The sequence below is a fragment of the Hydrogenophaga sp. genome, from assembly GCF_018780385.1.
Classification (GTDB): Bacteria; Pseudomonadota; Gammaproteobacteria; order Burkholderiales; family Burkholderiaceae_C; genus Hydrogenophaga.
In genome coordinates, this window is the sequence record NZ_JADMJO010000006.1 from 1 (window position 1) to 17964 (window position 17964).

Annotated in this window: 19 protein-coding genes and 1 tRNA gene; 5 read left to right on the plus strand and 15 right to left on the minus strand. The window is 61.3% G+C overall.

Annotation, left to right across the window (positions count from 1 at the left end):
• Positions 1 to 212 precede the first annotated feature (212 nt).
• The 3 genes from IV113_RS05415 to IV113_RS05425 all read left to right on the plus strand — a co-directional run bounded on the left by IV113_RS05415 (position 213) and on the right by IV113_RS05425 (position 1697).
• Positions 213 to 704 (plus strand): cupredoxin family protein, encoded by a 492-nt coding sequence (locus IV113_RS05415; protein WP_291081628.1) that lies wholly within the window; start codon positions 213 to 215, stop codon positions 702 to 704.
• 39 nt (positions 705 to 743) lie between these two features.
• Complete coding sequence (locus IV113_RS05420) at positions 744 to 1106, plus strand: copper-binding protein (protein ID WP_291081629.1); 363 nt, start codon at positions 744 to 746, stop codon at positions 1104 to 1106.
• 306 nt (positions 1107 to 1412) lie between these two features.
• Positions 1413 to 1697 (plus strand): CopK family periplasmic copper-binding protein, encoded by a 285-nt coding sequence (locus tag IV113_RS05425; protein ID WP_291081630.1) that lies wholly within the window; start codon positions 1413 to 1415, stop codon positions 1695 to 1697.
• 384 nt (positions 1698 to 2081) lie between these two features.
• Here the strand turns inward: IV113_RS05425 and IV113_RS05430 are convergent, their stop codons facing one another.
• From IV113_RS05430 to IV113_RS05450, 5 genes are all read right to left on the minus strand, one after another.
• Positions 2082 to 2330, minus strand: coding sequence for a DUF2933 domain-containing protein (locus IV113_RS05430; RefSeq protein ID WP_291081631.1), 249 nt, complete (start codon positions 2328 to 2330; stop codon positions 2082 to 2084).
• 104 nt (positions 2331 to 2434) lie between these two features.
• On the minus strand, positions 2435 to 2893 hold the full coding sequence (locus tag IV113_RS05435; RefSeq protein ID WP_291081632.1) for a hypothetical protein: 459 nt from the start codon (positions 2891 to 2893) through the stop codon (positions 2435 to 2437).
• 132 nt (positions 2894 to 3025) lie between these two features.
• Entirely contained in the window at positions 3026 to 3439 is a 414-nt protein-coding gene (locus IV113_RS05440) for a hypothetical protein (RefSeq protein WP_291081633.1), read from the minus strand.
• Between the two features lie 187 nt (positions 3440 to 3626).
• Positions 3627 to 4169 carry a Cu(I)-responsive transcriptional regulator gene (gene cueR, locus IV113_RS05445; RefSeq protein ID WP_363318585.1) on the minus strand — a complete coding sequence of 181 codons (543 nt, stop codon included), beginning with the start codon at positions 4167 to 4169 and terminating at the stop codon, positions 3627 to 3629.
• A 100-nt stretch (positions 4170 to 4269) separates the two neighbouring features.
• Positions 4270 to 4461, minus strand: coding sequence for a heavy-metal-associated domain-containing protein (locus IV113_RS05450; RefSeq protein ID WP_291081634.1), 192 nt, complete (start codon positions 4459 to 4461; stop codon positions 4270 to 4272).
• Positions 4462 to 4598: 137 nt separating this feature from the next.
• Here IV113_RS05450 and IV113_RS05455 point away from each other — a divergent pair, with 137 nt between their 5' ends.
• Positions 4599 to 6794, plus strand: coding sequence for a heavy metal translocating P-type ATPase (locus tag IV113_RS05455; protein WP_291081635.1), 2196 nt, complete (start codon positions 4599 to 4601; stop codon positions 6792 to 6794).
• Positions 6795 to 6945: 151 nt separating this feature from the next.
• On the opposite strand, the gene IV113_RS05460 is transcribed toward IV113_RS05455, so the two are convergent.
• The 10 genes from IV113_RS05460 to aceA all read right to left on the minus strand — a co-directional run bounded on the left by IV113_RS05460 (position 6946) and on the right by aceA (position 16695).
• Positions 6946 to 7022 (minus strand) — tRNA-Pro (locus IV113_RS05460).
• 35 nt (positions 7023 to 7057) lie between these two features.
• Positions 7058 to 7513, minus strand: coding sequence for a MerR family transcriptional regulator (locus tag IV113_RS05465; protein WP_291081636.1), 456 nt, complete (start codon positions 7511 to 7513; stop codon positions 7058 to 7060).
• A 224-nt stretch (positions 7514 to 7737) separates the two neighbouring features.
• Positions 7738 to 8064: an integration host factor subunit alpha gene (locus tag IV113_RS05470; protein ID WP_056274982.1), complete on the minus strand. Its 327-nt coding sequence runs from the start codon at positions 8062 to 8064 to the stop codon at positions 7738 to 7740.
• A gap of 25 nt (positions 8065 to 8089) precedes the next feature.
• Positions 8090 to 10519, minus strand: coding sequence for a phenylalanine--tRNA ligase subunit beta (gene pheT / locus IV113_RS05475; protein ID WP_291081637.1), 2430 nt, complete (start codon positions 10517 to 10519; stop codon positions 8090 to 8092).
• 22 nt (positions 10520 to 10541) lie between these two features.
• Positions 10542 to 11594, minus strand: a complete 1053-nt coding sequence (gene pheS / locus IV113_RS05480) for a phenylalanine--tRNA ligase subunit alpha (RefSeq protein ID WP_291081638.1) — start codon at positions 11592 to 11594, stop codon at positions 10542 to 10544.
• A gap of 120 nt (positions 11595 to 11714) precedes the next feature.
• The gene (gene rplT / locus IV113_RS05485; RefSeq protein WP_056274988.1) at positions 11715 to 12074 is read right to left on the minus strand and encodes a 50S ribosomal protein L20; all 360 of its coding nucleotides are present in this window, start codon (positions 12072 to 12074) and stop codon (positions 11715 to 11717) included.
• 24 nt (positions 12075 to 12098) lie between these two features.
• Entirely contained in the window at positions 12099 to 12302 is a 204-nt protein-coding gene (rpmI, locus tag IV113_RS05490) for a 50S ribosomal protein L35 (protein ID WP_066151481.1), read from the minus strand.
• Between the two features lie 184 nt (positions 12303 to 12486).
• Entirely contained in the window at positions 12487 to 13101 is a 615-nt protein-coding gene (gene infC, locus IV113_RS05495) for a translation initiation factor IF-3 (protein WP_291081670.1), read from the minus strand.
• A 108-nt stretch (positions 13102 to 13209) separates the two neighbouring features.
• The gene (thrS, locus tag IV113_RS05500) at positions 13210 to 15117 is read right to left on the minus strand and encodes a threonine--tRNA ligase (RefSeq protein ID WP_291081639.1); all 1908 of its coding nucleotides are present in this window, start codon (positions 15115 to 15117) and stop codon (positions 13210 to 13212) included.
• A gap of 246 nt (positions 15118 to 15363) precedes the next feature.
• The gene (gene aceA / locus IV113_RS05505) at positions 15364 to 16695 is read right to left on the minus strand and encodes an isocitrate lyase (protein WP_291081640.1); all 1332 of its coding nucleotides are present in this window, start codon (positions 16693 to 16695) and stop codon (positions 15364 to 15366) included.
• Positions 16696 to 16991: 296 nt separating this feature from the next.
• On the opposite strand from aceA, the gene IV113_RS05510 reads away from it, so the two are divergent.
• Complete coding sequence (locus tag IV113_RS05510) at positions 16992 to 17963, plus strand: DMT family transporter (protein WP_291081641.1); 972 nt, start codon at positions 16992 to 16994, stop codon at positions 17961 to 17963.
• Position 17964: the final 1 nt, after the last annotated feature.

The window sequence follows — 17964 nt, forward strand, 5'->3', positions numbered from 1 at the left end:
ACGATCCTGGCCCGTACAAGTTCCCCGAAGGCACTGTTGCGCACGAATGGACCGGCGCACCGTTGCCCGCTGTCAGACCCAAAGCGGGTGCAGACACGACACCCGCCGCCGCCAACGCGGTCAAACCCAGTGGCTCATCCATGAAGCACTGATCAAGTCACTCACTTCTTGCCCTTCTCACCCAACCCGACCGTTCGACAAGGAACCTTCACATGCACATCACCAAAACCCTGATCGTGTCCGCCATGCTTGCAGCCTCTGCGGCCTCTTTTGCTCATGGCGACAAGGAGCACGCCAAAGGAGCCGCGCCCATGAAAATGGAGCAAAAGGAATGGGGCATCGGCGGCCACTCGAACGCCGTCAAGCGCACCGTGGAAATCCGCATGACCGACAACATGCGCTTCACGCCCGATCTCGTTGAGGTCAAGCAAGGCGAGACGATCCGATTCGTGCACGTCAACAACGGCAAGGTGATGCACGAGTTCGTCTTGGGAACCAGGAAAGAACTCGATGAGCACGCTGCGCTGATGAAGAAGTTTCCCAACATGGAACACGACGAACCCTACATGGCGCACGTTGGTGCAGGCAAAAAGGGCGAGATCGTCTGGAACTTCAACAAGGTCGGTGAGTTTGACTTCGCCTGCCTGCTCCCTGGCCACTACGAAGCTGGCATGGTCGGCAAGATCAAGGTCGTCGCCAAATAAGCATCTTCGTTGACAACATCTCAATCAAGGAAACACATCATGAACAAATATGCCCAAACCGCATCGCGACTTCTCGCGGCAGCAGCGCTCTCTCTGTCCTTGCCTTTGCTGGCACAGGCGACCATGGACCACAGCAAACCAGGCATGGACCCCGGCAAGATGGGCATGACGGCCGCACCCGGCATGACCGACGGCGAAATTCGCAAGATCGACAAGGAAAACGGCAAGGTCACGATCAAGCACGGCGAAATCAAGCACATGGACATGCCCCCGATGTCCATGGTGTTCAATGTCAAGGACAAAGCCATGCTCGACAAGGTTCAGGTGGGCGAGAAGATCCAGTTCATCGTGATTCAAGACGCCGGCAAGATGGTGGTCACTGACATCAAAGCGATGAAGTGATTCGACCAGGCTGACCCACTGGGTCGGTTGTGGTGAAGGGATCGGTTGTCTTGACCGATCCCTGTTTTTCTTCTATGTCGCTCACCCTTACCGGCAAGTCACCTGAAATGAAATCCATGGCCAAGCAGACAACTGGGTGGCAGGGTCGACTCGAACGCCGACCGCGACAAGGTCTCCTGACTTTGCGCTGACCGAGATGTAATGCATACGCAAGCTGCCGGTCAGGGGTGCCTCGCTACATTGAACTTGTACTTCGTACCGCATTGATTCACTCGAACAATGTGATTTGTTCTCAAAGGAGACCCCATGATTCGCAAGCTCAGCATCCTCGTCCTCTCAATGGCCGCACTGGCACCAGCATTCGCGATGGACGCCGCAAGGTCCGAGGCCAAGCAGGTCATCGCACTGCAAATCGGTGAGACGCTCTACGTCTTCAAGGACGGTCTGATGGCAAAGGAAAGCAAGTTCGGAAGCGTGATCCACCTCAGCAAGGGTGAAGTCGTCCAGACCACCGACGGCAAAAGCATCATGACAATGGGCAACGAAGTCGCGCGGCTGAATGCCCTGTTGAACAAGAGCCACGGGAACTGATCCCTGGATAGACCCTGAAAGGGCGGAGTCCGTATGGAAACGGACCGCACAGACCCTCTCTCCTTGGCTGGCGAGAGGGTTTTTTGTTTGGGCTGAAATCGACCAAGCAGGCTGCGCTTGGGTCACTTTTGAGCATCGAGGCAAATGGGTGTCAGCGCGGGACCGCGTGCCCATGTGTCATGGCGTGATGCTGACGCCGTTGGGGGCCTTGCCCACCCGGATAGTCTCGCGCCGGCCACTGCGGAAGAAGTCTCTGCGGGTGGCTCGGGTGCAAGGTATTGCAGCGGGTTCGCAGCAAACTTGCCCTGGCACTTGGCGCTGCAGAAATAGAAGGAGCGTCCCTCATGGGTCAACATGTGACCAGACTGCGCCGTGACGGTTGGCCTATTTCCTGTCTCTCTGGGTACGTCCAAAGTCGTGCGAATGGCGGCCATGCGCTCCGTGGCCGTTCCGGTGCATCAAGTGCATCAGCGGACACGCGAGCAAGAGCAGATAAGGCCAGTACCCCAGGACATGACCCCAGTGCTCTCGCAGGAGGTAGAAGCCGGCGATCAGGGCGACCGTGGTCAGCGCCATGCCGGCCGGGCGACGCCAGAACGATGGCTCGCTGGATTCGTTGTTGGAAGGGTTCATTGCCTCGCTCCTTCAGAGTTGCCTGAGAAGGGTGTGTGAGAAGGTCGTGCCCGGGGGAATCGATGTGCAGTTCAATCGCACCCGGGTTGAGCGGCGATGGCTTGTCACTTGCTGGCGGGAGAGGTGGCTGCACCCGGCATGCGCTGCATCATCATTTCCATCATGGTCTGCATCATGTCCATGCGCGCCTCCATCATCTGATGGCGCTTGGCCATTTCCATGGGCATCTCCTTCATGCCCGACATCCCTGACATGCCCCCCATTCCCTTCATGTCATTCATCGTCGCCATGCCTTCTTGCATGGTTTTCATGTGTTCGTTCATCAGGGCCTGCCGCTCGGCTGGCGTCTTGGCATTCATCATCTTGTCGTGCATGGCCTGCATGTCCCTCATGCGGTTTTGCATGGCGGCAGGTGCTGTGGACGATGCCGCCGCGGCTTGATGGGCGTTGTGTTCGTCAGCTTTGGCTGTCGACGTTGCGCCGGCTCCTGGCGCGCTCGGGTTTGCGCATGCCGTCAGCAAGAAGGCGGTGGAGATCGCAAGAATGGTGTGGAGGGTTTTCATGGTGGTGTTCTGTGAATGAATAAGAGATCCGCCGCGGGCGGCGACAAGGTGGCGGAAGCCAAAAACGGTACGGGGGGCCATCTGGCCCGACCAGAGTGCAGACGCACTCTTCGCAATGGACTGCGATGCGGTCTACAACGTCAACCGATGGGGTCGGGCCGCGATGGGCAAAGTCAGGTGCACGGGACTGGTGGCCTGCACCCGGACTTGAACGGCGATTGCCGAGGTCATGGATAGCCCCCATACCTGGTGCAGCATGCCCACCAACCCTGGACTGACATGGGCGATGGGCTGATCCACTTTGGTGATGGCCAGAGAGGCCTCATCGCAAAACTTCAAGCATCCGGCATCACCGGGATCGGCTTGTTGGCCATGATGGGTTTGGGCGACGGGTACCTCGTGGGGCATCGCCGTGAACGAAGAGTGACTGCCGCCGTTTGGTTCGCTCAACAGGCATGCGTTGGCCACCCCTGCGCCCAACGCAAACATCCACACCGCCAGAATCATCCAGATGGTATGGCGCAGCGAACGTCGGTGCAGGTGCATGTCAATCGGGCGAACAGTGGCAACGATCCAAGGCTAAACCTGGGCGCTTGAACAGCCTTGACGCAGATCAAGAAAGCAGGTCAAGAGAGACGATTCCAGGTTGAAACAGTGTGCGACCGCGCTCGGTGACGGTCGGTTCGTCTCCGAACAGAACGGATTGCTGCAGCAAAAATGACGCTTGGTCCCCTCAGTGCACGTCATGGTGAACGTGCACGCCGCGCATCCAGGCCATGAGGTCGATGGAGCTGGAGGTGCGGGCGCCAGTCACGTCGGCCTGGGCTCTGAATTTCCTGAGCTGTGGCTTTTGCACGGGCTGGTGCTTGGCCGGACTGCCGCGCGAGAGTTTTTCCAGGATGGCGCAGTGGGGCTGGTCGTTACCGCGGCAGGCCTTCACCAGCACCGAAAGTCCGGCCATCATCTGCTCGATTTCGCGGTGCTTTTCTTCCAGATCCGCCAGGTGGCGCTGCGCCACGGCCTTGACTTCGCGGCTCGTGCGCTGCGAATCGCTCCACAGGCCGATGAGCTCAGCGATCTGGGCCACCGAAAACCCGAGCTGGCGCGACTGCCGGACAAACCTCAACACCGAGACTTCGCGATCGCCATAGAGGCGGTAACCCGATCCGCTGCGCTGGGCTTCGGGCAGCAGACCAATCTGTTCATAGTGACGAATCATCTTGGCAGAGACGCCTGCGGCGGCGGCCGCTTCACCAATGTTCATGAGGGTGGTCATGGTGTGCTCCATGGGTTGAATGACTGCATGGATGGGAGGATGTAGCTTGTCATGGTGGGAAGGTCAAGGCCCTCACCGTGAGGGCCTTGACGTACGTGGATCAGAGGGGTGAATAACCGGCGTCAGCGAGCGCTTCGACCAAGGCTTCGCGGTCTTCACCGCTTTTCACGCTGACCAAGCGCCGTGGTAGATCGACCTGGATCTCGCAGGATGGATCAACCCGCTTGAGGGTGACATTCACCTTGGAGGCGCAATGGCCGCAGGTCATGTCGGGGAGGTGGAATTCGTGCATGGATGGCTCCGAAAAGGGTTGAGGGAATCTGCACTTTGGGCATTGCCACGGTGGCAATGTCAAGTTGCATCTACCGTTGCGCTTGCCACCGCGGGAAGGCCAACCATTCGCTCCTCCCTCAATCTCTGGAGCCCTTCATGAACACCGCCACCTTGTCGCTCATCGAGCATCAGTTTCCCATCGAAGGCATGACCTGCGCCTCATGCGCAGGCCGCGTTGAAAAGGCCTTGAAGGCCGTGGCCGGCGTTGAGGAGGTCAGCGTCAACCTGACCACCGAACGAGCCACGGTGAACGCAGCCTCTTCCACACTGGCTGCCAGCCTGGTGGCTGCGGTCCAAAAGGCCGGCTACAGCGTGGGCAAAGAGCCCAACGCGGAGCCGGGTGCCCAGCCCGCAAAAAGCAAGGGAGAACCCTGGTGGCCGGTGGTGCTGGCCGCCGCGTTGTCGCTGCCCCTGGTGCTGCCCATGTTTGCCATGCTGTTTGGCGTGGATTGGACGATCAATGGCTGGTTGCAACTCGCACTGGCCACACCCGTCCAGTTCTGGCTGGGCGCGCGCTTCTACCGCGCTGGCTGGAAGGCCGTGCGCGCCGGCGCGGGCAACATGGACCTGCTGGTGGCCCTGGGCACCAGCGCGGGCTACGGCCTGAGTGTGTATCTGCTGTTCAGGCATTCCGAGCACGGGACACCGCACCTGTACTTCGAGGCCTCGGCCGTGATCCTCACGCTGGTGCTGCTGGGCAAGTGGCTGGAGTCGCGCGCCAAGCGTCAGACCACCGCTGCGATCGCAGCGCTCAACGCCCTCAAGCCCGAGGTGGCGCGCGTGCGCATGCCCTATGGCGACGTGGACGTCGCCATATCACACGTAAAAGTGGGTGACACCGTGGTGATTCGCCCAGGTGAGCGCATTCCGGTGGATGGTGTGATCACCATCGGCTCAAGCCAGGTGGACGAATCGCTGATCACAGGCGAGAGCCTGCCGGTGGCCAAGCACGCGGGGAACAAGGTCACCGGCGGCGCCGTCAATGCCGAGGGTTTGCTGCTTGTGGAGACCACTGCTGTGGGCGCCGAGTCGACACTCTCGCGCATCGTTCGCATGGTCGAGTCGGCCCAGGCCAAGAAGGCCCCGATTCAGCGCATCGTGGACCGCGTGAGTGCTGTCTTCGTGCCCGTGGTTCTGCTGATCGCCGCGCTCACGCTGCTGGGCTGGGGCTTGGCCACCGGCAACTGGGAGCAGGCCATTTTGAACGCTGTGGCGGTGCTGGTAATCGCCTGTCCGTGTGCGTTGGGCCTGGCCACCCCCACCGCCATCATGGCCGGCACCGGGGTGGCCGCGCGCCAGGGCATCCTGATCAAGGACGCCGAAGCACTGGAGGTCGCGCACCGCATCGACACCGTCGCGTTCGACAAGACGGGCACGCTCACCGAAGGCAAGCCCACGCTGGTTGCGGCAGTGGCTGTCCCCGGTCACGACAACCACTTGCTGTCCTGGAGTGCAGCCATCCAGGCGGGCAGCGAACACCCCTTGGCACGCGCCGTGATGAATGCTGCGGAGCATGCTGGCCTGGCCCTGCTCTCCGCCGCCAAGGTGAGTGCCGTTCCCGGGCGCGGGATGTCGGCTGAGGTTCAAGGTCGTGCCTTGCGTCTCGGAAGCTCGCGTTACATGCAGGAATTGGGCGTGGACACATCGGTCCTGGCCAAGCCAGCGCGCCAGCTCGAAGACGACGGACGCACGGTGTCGTGGCTCGCTGATGTGACGGATTCACCTGTGCTGGTGGGCATGCTGGCCTTTGGCGATGCGCCCAAGGCCAGCGCCATCGCCGCCATCCAGAGCCTGCGGGCCTTGGGGATTCGCACGGTGATGGTCACCGGCGACAACATGGGCAGCGCAATCGCGGTGGGGAGCGTGCTGGGCATCGACCACATTGAGGCTCAGGTATTGCCAGCGGACAAGGCGGCCATCATGGACCGGCTCAAAGAGGGTGGCCGCTCGGTGGCGATGGTGGGTGACGGCATCAACGACGCACCTGCGCTGGCCTCGGCCGACGTGGGCATTGCCATGTCGACAGGCACCGACGTCGCCATGCAAGCGGCCGGAATCACGTTGATGCGGGGAGACCCTGCGCTGGTGGCCGACGCGATCGACATCTCGCGCCGCACCTACCGCAAGATCCGCCAGAACCTGTTCTGGGCTTTTGCCTACAACGTGATCGGCATCCCGCTGGCCGTGGCCGGCCTGCTCAACCCGGTGGTGGCCGGTGCTGCCATGGCGTTGAGCAGCGTGAGCGTGGTGAGCAATGCGCTGCTGCTTCGCGGGTGGCGGAGGAAAAACTGACGCTCATATGGGCAATGGCTGCGATGATTTTGGCCGTTGCAAAAACCCAACTCTCGTGAAAGCCACCGACTGGTTTATCCCTCGGTTAATCCTAGGAGAGCCGCAAAGAAAAACGGGTTAGCTCAGAACTGAGCTAACCCGTTGATTTTTTTGGTCGGCGTGGCGGGATTCGAACTCGCGACCCCTTGCACCCCATGCAAGTGCGCTACCAGGCTGCGCTACACGCCGACAAGCCTCGAATTATAGCTGTCAAAGAGGGCGTTTCAGGCCGCGTGACGAAGAAGCTCGCGTATTTCAAGCAGCTCGCGGCGCACCTCGTGAACCAGCAGCCCCGTGCCTGCAATCACTTCGTGAGCGCGCTCGTGTGACACGGTTGGGGCTTCGTCGTGGATCACCGCATCAAGATCGATCACGTCGATCGCTTCGTCCTCATCGTCACCACGGCGCTTTTCGCGCTCGGCCTGCACGAGTTCCTGCAACTTGTTGCGGGCACCGCTGATGGTGAAACCCTGGTCGTACAGCAGCTCACGGATGCGGCGGATCATGAGCACCTCGTGGTGCTGGTAGTAGCGCCGGTTGCCCCGCCGCTTCATGGGCCGCAGCTGCGTGAACTCCTGCTCCCAGTAACGCAGCACGTGCGGCTTGACACCACACAGTTCGCCCACTTCACCGATGGTGAAGTAGCGTTTGGCTGGAATGGGAGGGAGCGTTTTTTCCATGAAAATCAAGGCGGTACAGACCGAAGCTTGAATTTACTCTAACAAGCATGGCCGTGCGCAGGGGAAGGAGGATTTCTGTGGGAAATGTTGCAAACGCCACCGAGGTCAGAGCAGTTTGACCGTTCAGAGCCGTTAGCCGACCGTCTGGCACCGAGCGAGAAAGCCCTCCGGGCTTGACCTCAAAGGCGCAGCCGGATCAGTTTGAAAGCAGACTGTGGCCGGGTTCAACCACCGATGACGGCGGTCTGCACCTGTTCCTTGAGCTTGGGGCTGGCGTGGAACGTCACCACGCGACGGGCTTCGATAGCCACCGGCTCCCCGGTGCGCGGATTGCGACCAGGACGCGGAGCCTTGGTGCGGATCTGGAAATTGCCGAAGCCCGAGATCTTGACGTCCGTGCCCTCGACCAGGCTGTCGGTGACCAGATCGAAGAAGGCATCGATCATGTCTTTGGACTCCCGCTTGTTCAGACCGATCTGGTCAAACAGCATCTCGGCCAATTGGGCTTTGGTCAGTGCCGGTGTTTCCAGGCTTTCAACAGCGAGTTCCATGCGGGGCTTCTCCATCCTCGATCGATCAGGCGCGCAGCCGGGCGGCCACACGCGTTTGCAGGGATTCAAGGGCCGCTTTCACGGTGGCCTCGATTTCTTCGTCGGTCAGTGTAGCGTCGTCACGGTTGAGCACGAGTCGGACCGCCAGGCTTTTTTCGTCGGGCGCCAACGAGCCCGGCGCAGCGGCTTCCGACTGCTTCTTGGGACGGTAGACATCAAACAGCACCACGTCGCGCAGCCAGGCGCTGGCAGGCGCACGGATCGCATCGACCACGGCCGCGTGACTCACGCTTTCCTTCACCACAATCGCCAGGTCGCGCTCAACCGCCTGGTGGCGGCTCACGGCCTGATAGACCGGCACGTCCCGTCCCAACACTGCGTCCAGCTCCAGTTCGAACAACACGGGCGCCTGCGCGAGGTCATACGACTGGCGCCAACGGGGGTGCAACTCGCCCACATAACCAATGCAGCGGCCCTGCAGCCAGACGCTGGCGCAACGGCCGGGGTGCATGGCGGGATGCTCGCCAGCCTGGAACTCGGGCTTCATGGGTGCAAGCAAGGCCTGCACGTCGCCCTTGGCATCAAAGAAATCGGCCACCCGCTCGGCTGTGCCCCATTGCAGTGTGTCCACCGAACCAAAGCTCAGTCCAGCCACGCGCATGGGCTGGTGAAAACCAGCAACGCTGGTGTCGCTGTCGAGCACGGAGGCATCCTTGCGGAACACACGTCCCAATTCAAACAGACGCACGCGCTCGGCACGGCGGTCGAGGTTGAACTTGAGTACCGACACCAGACTTCCGATCAGGGACGAACGCATCACGCTCATCTGGCTGGCAATCGGGTTGAGCAGGCGGATCGGATCGGCGTTGCCAGCGAGTTCGCGCTCCCAGCGTTCTTCCACGAAGCTGAAGTTGATGGTTTCCTGGTAGCCGAGCTGGGCAAGCAGGCGGCGCACCGCGAACGGTCCACGCTTGGCTTCAGGCCGAATCTTGGCGGTGATCGGTGCCAGCGGCGGCGTCTCGGGCAGCTGGTTGTAGCCCACCACACGCGCGACCTCTTCGATCAGGTCTTCCTCGATCTGGATGTCGAAACGGTAAGCAGGTGGCGTGACCGTGATGGTGCCGTCGCCCTCTTCCAACGCCAACCCCAGCCGGCGCAAGGCGCCTGCGCATTGCGCCTGCGTGAGTGGCATGCCGATGACCTTGTTCGCACGCGCCACGCGCAGCGTCACTGCCTTGGGCACCGGCAGATTGACCACGTGGTCATCCATCGGCCCCACCTGACCACCGCAGATGTCCAGCACCAATTGAGTGATGTGCTCAATGTGTTCGATGGTGGTGGATGGATCCACGCCGCGCTCGAAACGGTGTCCGGCGTCGGTCGAAAAGTTGTAGCGGCGCGAACGGCCTGCAATCGCCTTGGGCCACCAGAAGGCTGCCTCGATGTAGATGTTTTGCGTGTCGTCGGACACGGCGGTTGCGTCGCCGCCCATGATGCCGGCCAGCGATTCAACGGCTTGGTTGTCGGCGATCACACCCACTTGTGCATCCACCGAGACGGTGTTGCCGTTGAGCAGCTTCAGTGTCTCGCCCTCGCGCCCCCAACGCACCTCCAGGCCACCGTGGATCTTGTCGAGATCGAAGATGTGCGAGGGCCGACCCAACTCGAACATCACGTAGTTGGAGATGTCCACCAGCGGCGAAACACTGCGCTGACCACAACGCGCGAGACGCTCGACCATCCACGCGGGTGTGGCAGCGCGGGTGTTGACGCCACGCACAACTCGGCCCGTGAAGCGACCGCACAGGTCGGGCGCGCTCACCGTCACCGGCAGGCGGTCGTGCAGTGACACGGCTGCGGCTGCAAACGTGGGCTCGATCAAGGGCGCGCCGGTGAGCGCGGACACCTCGCGCGCGATGCCGTACACGCTCAGGCAATGGGCGAGGTTGGGCGTGAGCTTGAGGGTGAACAACATGTCGTCGAGCAGCAATTGCTCGCGGATGTTGCGGCCCACCACCGCGTCGGCCGGCAGTTCCAGCAAACCACCGTGGTCTTCGCTCAGCTTGAGTTCGCGCGCCGAGCACAACATGCCCTGACTCTCAACGCCGCGCAGTTGCCCCAGTTTGATCAGAAACGGCTTGCCGTCTTCACCCGGCGGCAACTCGGCACCCACCAGGGCGCAAGGCACCTTGATGCCCGCCCGTGCATTGGGCGCACCACACACGATGTTGAGCAAACTGCCCTGCCCCACGTCTACCTGGCACACGCGCAGGCGGTCGGCATTCGGGTGTTGCTCTGCGGACTTGATTTCGCCCACGACGATGTGGGAGAACGGCGGCGCCACCGGCTGCAGCTCTTCCACCTCCAGACCGGCCATGGTCAGGGTGTCGGCCAACTGCTGGCTGGTCAGGGGCGGATTGCAAAAGGCACGAAGCCAGGATTCGGGGAATTGCATGTCGGTATCTCGGCGCGGTGGATCAGCGGAACTGGGCGAGGAAACGGACGTCGCCGTCGAAGAACAGACGCAGGTCGTTCACGCCGTAGCGCAGCATGGTCAGACGATCCGGGCCCATGCCGAAGGCAAAGCCGATGTACTTCTCCGGGTCCAGGCCCATGTTGCGCACAACGTTCGGGTGCACTTGGCCAGACCCCGCCACTTCGAGCCAGCGGTCGGCCAGCGGCCCGCTCTGGAACTGGATGTCGATCTCCGCGCTGGGCTCGGTGAACGGGAAGAAGCTGGGGCGAAAGCGCAGCACCAGGTCATTCGATTCGAAGAAGGTGCGGCAGAAATCGGTGAAGACGAACTTCAGATCCTTGAAGCTCACGTTCTCACCGACCCACAGGCCTTCGCACTGGTGGAACATCGGCGAATGCGTGGCGTCGCTGTCCACGCGGTAGGTGCGCCCGGGCGCAATCACGCGGATCTCGGGCATGGGCAGGCCTGCATCCAGCGCAGCGCGGTGGCGCTTGACGTGCTGCACCGCATGGCGGATTTGCATCGGGCTGGTGTGGGTGCGCAGCAGGTTGGGCGCTTTTTCGCTGCCACCTTCCACGTAGAAGGTGTCGTGCATCGAACGCGCCGGATGGTCCTCGGGCGTGTTGAGCGCGGTGAAATTGAACCAGTCGGATTCGATCTCGGGGCCCTCGGCCACTTCGAAACCCATGGAACCAAAGATCGCCTCAATGCGCTCCAGCGTGAGGCTCACCGGGTGCAGGCCGCCCGGTCCGCGTTGGCGGCCTGGCAGGGTCACATCGAGCGCCTCGGCCTTGAGCTGGATTTGCAACTCGGCATCGGCCAGCGCCTGGCGGCGCTCGGTCAGGGCTGTCTCGATAGCCTGTTTGGCGAGGTTGATCGCGGCGCCCCGGGTCTTTTTCTCGTCCACGAGCAAAGTGGCCATGCCCTTCATCAGCTCGGTGATGCGGCCCGACTTGCCCAGGTATTGGGCCTTGGCGTTTTCCAGATCGGCCGGGGTGGCGGCTTGCGCAAACCCTGCGCGGGCGCTGTCGACCAGTGCGTCCAACTCGTTCATGTGTGTACTTGAATCGTTGCAAACAAAAAAGGGGTTGAAGCCAGCGAGGGAGTTCCCTCAAGCTTCAACCCCTTTGAGCGACCGGAGATCACCGCGCTGACGCGGTGTCCCTGTCGTGAATCAAGCGGCCAGCTTGGCTTTGACTTGCTCCACGATGCTGCCAAAGGCAGCCGGGTCGTTCACGGCCAGATCGGCCAGAACCTTGCGGTCGATTTCGATCGAAGCTTTCTTCAGACCGTTGGCGAACTGGCTGTACGTCAAGCCGCATGCGCGAGCACCGGCGTTGATACGGGCAATCCACAACTGACGGAAGACGCGCTTCTTGGTGCGACGATCGCGGTAGGCGTATTGCCCAGCCTTCATCACCGCCTGTTTGGCGATGCGGAAGACGTTACCGCGGCGGCCGCGGAAACCTTTGGCCAGAGCCAGTACTTTTTTGTGTCGGGCGCGAGCCGTGACACCACGTTTGACGCGAGGCATGTGTATTCTCCTGTTCGTCGTTGATCAAATACCCATGCCGGGCAGCATCTGTGCCATGTGACCCATATTGGTCTCATGCACGGTGACTGCTCCACGCAGGTGGCGCTTGTTCTTGGTGGTCTTCTTGGTCAGGATGTGACGTTTGAAGGCTTGACCGCGCTTGACGGTGCCACCGGGACGAACGCGAAAACGCTTCTTCGCGCTGCTCTTGGTCTTCATTTTGGGCATCTTCATGCTCCTTTTCATTTGTGCTCGTGAGGCGCTGCGAACCTTCCGCAGACTTGTTGGCCCCGAGCCACTTTTATGGACAGCCTTTCAGCTCTCCGATTCGGCGCCTGGCTTTTCAGCCAGCGCCTCGGACCGGCAGGAGACTACCCTGCCCGTCCAATGCTGTTCTTCTCGCCGGCAGCCCTCAGGCCACCGATTTTCCCGCCTCAGGCACTGCTGCCACCTCGGCTGGTTTCGACGCGCCGCCACCGGTCTTCTTGCGACCGGGCGCGATCATCATGATCATCTGACGGCCTTCCAACTTGGGAAACTGCTCCACGATGATCGAATCGGCCAACTCGTCACGGATGCGGTTCAACAGGGCCAGACCCAGATCCTGGTGGGTGATTTCACGACCGCGAAACCGGAGTGTGATCTTGCACTTGTCACCATCGTCCAGAAAGCGCCGGATGTTGCGCATCTTGATGTTGTAGTCCCCGTCGTCGGTACCGGGTCGGAATTTGATTTCCTTGATCTCGATGACCGTTTGTTTGGCCTTGGCTTCCGCCGCCTTCTTCTGCTCCTGGTACTTGAACTTGCCGTAGTCCATCAGGCGACACACGGGAGGCACGGCTGTGGCCGCGATTTCAACCAGGTCCACGTCCAGTTCACCGGCCATGCGCAGCGCTTCTGACAGACTGACGATGCCGAGTGGCTCGTTTTCCGGGCCGTTGAGGCGAACCTCGGGGGCCATGATTTCACGGTTCAGTCGGTGTGCGCGCTCTTCACGTTGGCGGCGGTCGCGAAAGTTGGTAGCTATGGTGTGTTCCTTGATGTGGGCTGATCAGGTGAAAGGGCGGCCCCTCGGCCGCCCACATGCACATGAAGTGCGCCACGGCAGCGGGGGCATCAACCTGGATGTTTGAAATCAAACCTTGGATGAAACGTCTGCCGCAATGAGTTTGGAAAAGGCTTCCAGCGGCATGACACCGAGGTCTTTGTTACCCCGAGCCCGCACAGCCACGGCACCAGCTTCTTTCTCCTTGTCGCCCACGACAATGATAAAAGGCAGCTTTTGCAACGCGTGCTCTCGTATTTTATACGTTATTTTCTCGTTGCGCAGGTCTGTGATGACCCTAAGCCCTTGATTTTGCAATGATTTCGCGATTTCCCGACAGTAATCGGCCTGTGCATCGGTGATGTTGAGCACCGCCACCTGCACCGGCGACAGCCAGGTGGGCAACGCGCCGGCATGCTCTTCGATAAGAATGCCGATGAAACGCTCCAGGCTGCCGACGATGGCACGGTGCAGCATCACAGGGCGGTGGCGGGCGCCATCTTCACCCACGTATTCGGCGTCCAGGCGCTCGGGCATGGAGAAATCGACCTGCATGGTGCCGCACTGCCACTGGCGACCAATCGCGTCTTTCAGCGTGTACTCGATCTTCGGGCCATAGAAGGCGCCGTCGCCGGGCGAGATCTCGAATTCACAGCCCGAGGCACGCAGGCTTTCCATCAGCGCGTGCTCGGCCTTGTCCCAGACTTCGTCGGAACCGATGCGCGCATCTGGCCTTGTGGCCACCTTGTAGATGATGTTCTTGAAGCCGAAGTCGGCGTAGACCTTCTGCAGCAGCGCCGTGTAGGCCAGGCACTCGGGCAGGATCTGCTCTTCCGTGCAGAAGATGTGACCGTCGTCCTGCGTGAAGCCGCGCACGCGCATGATGCCGTGCAGGCCGCCGCTGGGCTCGTTGCGGTGGCACTGGCCGAACTCGCCATAGCGCAGCGGCAGGTCGCGGTAGCTCTTGATGCCCTGCTTGTAGATCAGGATGTGGCCCGGGCAGTTCATGGGCTTGAGGGCGTAGTCGCGCTTTTCACTCTCGGTGGTGAACATGTTGTCACGGTACTTGTCCCAGTGACCCGTTTTCTCCCACAGCGACTTGTCGATGATCTGCGGGCCCTTGACCTCCTGGTAGCCGTTGTCGCGGTAGACGCGCCGCATGTACTGCTCCACCTCCTGCCAGAGCGTCCAGCCCTTGGGGTGCCAGAACACCAAGCCGGGGGCGTGCTCGTCGATGTGGAACAGGTCGAGTTCACGGCCGAGCTTGCGGTGGTCGCGCTTCTCGGCCTCCTCGATCATCGTCAGATGCTGTTGCAGCTCTTCCTTGGTGGCCCAGGCCGTGCCGTAGATGCGCTGCAGCATCTCGTTGCGGTGGTCGCCGCGCCAGTAGGCTCCGGCCACTTTCATAAGCTTGAAGTGCTTGAGCTTGCCGGTGCTGGGCACGTGCGGGCCACGGCACAGGTCTTCGAAGGCGCCCTCACGGTAGAGGGACACGTCTTCGTTGCTCGGGATGCTGGCAATGATCTCGGCCTTGTAATGCTCGCCCATGCTTTTGAAATGCGCCACGGCTTCGTCGCGAGGCAACAAGCGGCGCACCACCGGCTCGTCTTTGTTGGCCAGCTCGGTCATGCGCTTCTCGATCGCCACCAGGTCATCTGGCGTGAAAGGCCGCTTGTACGAGAAGTCGTAGAAGAAGCCATGCTCGATCACCGGGCCAATGGTCACCTGCGCGTCCGGGAACAACTCCTTCACCGCATAGGCCAGCAGGTGGGCGGTGGAGTGGCGGATGACTTCCAGGCCGTCAGCATCCTTGGCGGTGACGATGGACAGTGGGCTGTCCTGCGTGATGAGGAAACTGGTGTCGACCACCTTGCCGTCGATCTTGCCAGCCAGCGCGGCCTTGGCCAGACCGCTGCCGATCGAGGCCGCGACGTCGGCTACGGTAACCGGGCCGGGAAATTCGCGTTGGGAACCGTCGGGGAGCGTGATGTGCAACATGGGGAGGTCCAGAAAACAAAAAAGCGCGGCAGGGGCCGCGCTGGTGTGGGTCAAAAGGGAATCGGGCAGGCGCGAACTGCAGGCCTCAAAGGGCCAGGGAGGACAACTCCTGAGTTCGCGGTGTCATAACCAGATTGCCTTTCTCGCTCTTGCTGTGTCAAACGACTTGAGATTTTCCCACAAAAAAGCCCGGGCGCGCCCGGGCTCCTGTCTCCTCGGCCTCTGCGGGCCCCCTTGAGCGTCAGATCAGTGGAACTGCTCTTCTTCGGTCGAGCCGGTCAGGGCCTTCACGCTGGAGGAGCCGCCCTGGATCACGGTGGTCACGTCGTCGAAGTAGCCGGCGCCGACTTCCTGCTGGTGCGACACGAAGGTGTAACCCTTGTCGCGTGCGGCGAATTCCGGCTCCTGCACCATGTTCGTGTAGTGCTTCATGCCTTCGCCGCGAGCGTAGGCGTGGGCGAACTGGAAGGTGTTGAACCAGTTGATGTGGATGCCGGCCAGCGTGATGAACTGGTACTTGTAGCCCAGCGCTGCCAGGTCTTCCTGGAACGAGGCGATCTGCTTGTCGTTGAGGTTCTTCTTCCAGTTGAACGATGGCGAGCAGTTGTACGACAGCAGCTTGCCGGGGCAAGCTGCCTGCACGGCCTGGGCGAATTCGCGGGCAAAGCCGATGTCGGGCACACCGGTCTCGCACCACACCAGGTCAGCGTAGGGCGCGTAAGCGATGCCACGGCTGATGGCTTGTTCCAGGCCGTTCTTGACGCGGTAGAAACCTTCCTGCGTGCGCTCGCCGGTCAGGAAGGGCTTGTCGTTGGCGTCGTGGTCACTGGTGATGAGGTTGGCGGCTTCGGCATCGGTGCGGGCCAGCACGATGGTGGAGACACCCATCACGTCGGCGGCGAAGCGCGCGGCGATGAGCTTTTCACAGGCCTCGTGGGTGGGCACGAGCACCTTGCCACCCATGTGGCCGCATTTCTTCACGGCGGCCAGCTGGTCTTCGAAGTGCACGCCAGCGGCACCGGCGGCGATCATGTTCTTCATCAGCTCGAAGGCGTTCAACACACCACCGAAACCAGCTTCGGCATCGGCCACGATCGGCAGAAAGTAATCGATGAACTCAGGGCTGCCCGGCTCGATGCCACGGCCCCACTGGATTTCGTCGGCACGCTTGAAGGTGTTGTTGATGCGGCGAACCATGGTGGGCACCGAGTCGTAGGCGTAGAGCGACTGGTCGGGGTACATGGTCTCGGAGGTGTTGCCGTCGGCGGCGACTTGCCAGCCCGACAGGTACACGGCTTCCAGACCAGCCTTGGCCTGCTGCATGGCCTGGCCGGCGGAGATGGCACCGAAGGCGTTCACGTAGCCCTTTTTGGAGCCGCCGTTGACCTTGTCCCACAGCTTCTCGGCACCGCGCTTGGCCAGCGTGTGCTCGATGTTCATGCTACCCCGCAGGCGCACGACGTCGGCGGCGGAGTAACCGCGCTTGACACCCTTCCAGCGTGGGTTGGTTGCCCAGTCTTTTTCCAGGGCTTCGATTTGTTGCTGGCGGCTCAGTTGCTCGGTCAGGGATTGAGGCATGGGGATACTCCGTGAGGTTGATGGAACAGGGTCGGCTTCGGGGTGGTGCAAGTTTGCTTGCAGAGCCGCAGCCAGTGCATTGACTTTAAGTCTTATAGAAGAGTTTTTGAAGCTCTTATGTCTTATATAAGAGAAAAACTTTTTCTTTGTTTATCAACGATATTTTTATAATTTTTCTCAATGCGGAATTATATTTCTTGTATTGAGGAATTTTTCCGCACCGCAGCAATCTTGAATTTCACAATAAGAAATTGCCAACTCTCATCCCGAAAAGTGGCGAAGCTGGGGCTTCGGGCATGATCCAGCCCACTTCCGAATCGATCGATCCAGTGAATCCCATCCCTCCCCTGAACCGCTGGTGGGCCTATGCCAGCCTCGCGCTGAGCATGTCACTTGTGGGCAGCTATGTCGCCCTGTCCAAGCCGCTGGTGCTTGTGTTTCCCATCTTCTTGCTCGCCTGGCTGCGGTTCGGCATTGGCGGACTGGCCATGGGGCGCTGGTTGAAGAAGCCGCCGGCCGAGCCGCCGATCACGCCGCACACGCGCTGGCTCCTGTTCCTTGAATCGTTCCTCGGCAACTTCCTCTTTTCCATCTGCATGCTGTTTGGCGTGAGCATGACCACGGCCGTGGCCGCCGGCGTGGTGATGTCGTCCATTCCGGCGGTGGTCGCGGTGCTGAGCTGGATCTTCCTGCGCGAGCGCATCGGCTGGCGCAGCGCAGCCGGTATCGCATGCGCGGCCATCGGCATTGGCCTGTTTTCGCTGCAGAAGGTTGACAGCGGTGTGGCGGTCGACAACAGCGGTCCGTTCGGCATCAGCCGAGCCCTCTTGGGCAATCTGCTGGTGTTCGCAGCGGTGGTGTGCGAAGCGTCTTACGTGGTGATCGGCAAGCGCCTCACCGAAGGCCTGGGCCCCAAACGCATATCGGCCATCATCAATTTGTGGGGCTTTGCACTGGTCACACCGTTCGGACTGTGGGCCGCGTGGTCGTTCGACTTCGGCACCGTGAGTTTGCCGATCTGGACCCTGCTGGTGTTCTACGCGCTGGCGGCCAGTGTGTGGACGGTGTGGCTCTGGATGACGGGCCTGAAGACCGTGCCGGCGTCTCAGGCGGGCGTGTTCACCGTGATGCTGCCGGTGAGCGCGGCGGCCATTGGCGTGCTGTTCATGGGCGAACGTCTCACCGCCATGCAGGTGGTTGCCTTTGGCATCGCCCTGCTCGGGCTCGTACTGGCCACTCTGCCCTCCCGGCGCCCGACACAGGCCTGAG

Excerpts from the sequence above, each read along its gene's own strand:
- IV113_RS05415 (WP_291081628.1), top strand. The coding sequence starts at position 213 with ATGCACATCACCAAAACCCTGATCGTGTCCGCCATGCTTGCAGCCTCT.
- IV113_RS05420 (WP_291081629.1), top strand. The coding sequence starts at position 744 with ATGAACAAATATGCCCAAACCGCATCGCGACTTCTCGCGGCAGCAGCG.
- IV113_RS05425 (WP_291081630.1), top strand. The coding sequence starts at position 1,413 with ATGATTCGCAAGCTCAGCATCCTCGTCCTCTCAATGGCCGCACTGGCA.
- IV113_RS05430 (WP_291081631.1), bottom strand. The coding sequence starts at position 2,330 with ATGAACCCTTCCAACAACGAATCCAGCGAGCCATCGTTCTGGCGTCGC.
- IV113_RS05435 (WP_291081632.1), bottom strand. The coding sequence starts at position 2,893 with ATGAAAACCCTCCACACCATTCTTGCGATCTCCACCGCCTTCTTGCTG.
- IV113_RS05440 (WP_291081633.1), bottom strand. The coding sequence starts at position 3,439 with ATGCACCTGCACCGACGTTCGCTGCGCCATACCATCTGGATGATTCTG.
- cueR (WP_363318585.1), bottom strand. The coding sequence starts at position 4,169 with ATGACCACCCTCATGAACATTGGTGAAGCGGCCGCCGCCGCAGGCGTC.
- IV113_RS05450 (WP_291081634.1), bottom strand. The coding sequence starts at position 4,461 with ATGCACGAATTCCACCTCCCCGACATGACCTGCGGCCATTGCGCCTCC.
- IV113_RS05455 (WP_291081635.1), top strand. The coding sequence starts at position 4,599 with ATGAACACCGCCACCTTGTCGCTCATCGAGCATCAGTTTCCCATCGAA.
- IV113_RS05465 (WP_291081636.1), bottom strand. The coding sequence starts at position 7,513 with ATGGAAAAAACGCTCCCTCCCATTCCAGCCAAACGCTACTTCACCATC.
- IV113_RS05470 (WP_056274982.1), bottom strand. The coding sequence starts at position 8,064 with ATGGAACTCGCTGTTGAAAGCCTGGAAACACCGGCACTGACCAAAGCC.
- pheT (WP_291081637.1), bottom strand. The coding sequence starts at position 10,519 with ATGCAATTCCCCGAATCCTGGCTTCGTGCCTTTTGCAATCCGCCCCTG.
- pheS (WP_291081638.1), bottom strand. The coding sequence starts at position 11,594 with ATGAACGAGTTGGACGCACTGGTCGACAGCGCCCGCGCAGGGTTTGCG.
- rplT (WP_056274988.1), bottom strand. The coding sequence starts at position 12,074 with ATGCCTCGCGTCAAACGTGGTGTCACGGCTCGCGCCCGACACAAAAAA.
- rpmI (WP_066151481.1), bottom strand. The coding sequence starts at position 12,302 with ATGCCCAAAATGAAGACCAAGAGCAGCGCGAAGAAGCGTTTTCGCGTT.
- thrS (WP_291081639.1), bottom strand. The coding sequence starts at position 15,117 with ATGTTGCACATCACGCTCCCCGACGGTTCCCAACGCGAATTTCCCGGC.
- aceA (WP_291081640.1), bottom strand. The coding sequence starts at position 16,695 with ATGCCTCAATCCCTGACCGAGCAACTGAGCCGCCAGCAACAAATCGAA.
- IV113_RS05510 (WP_291081641.1), top strand. The coding sequence starts at position 16,992 with ATGATCCAGCCCACTTCCGAATCGATCGATCCAGTGAATCCCATCCCT.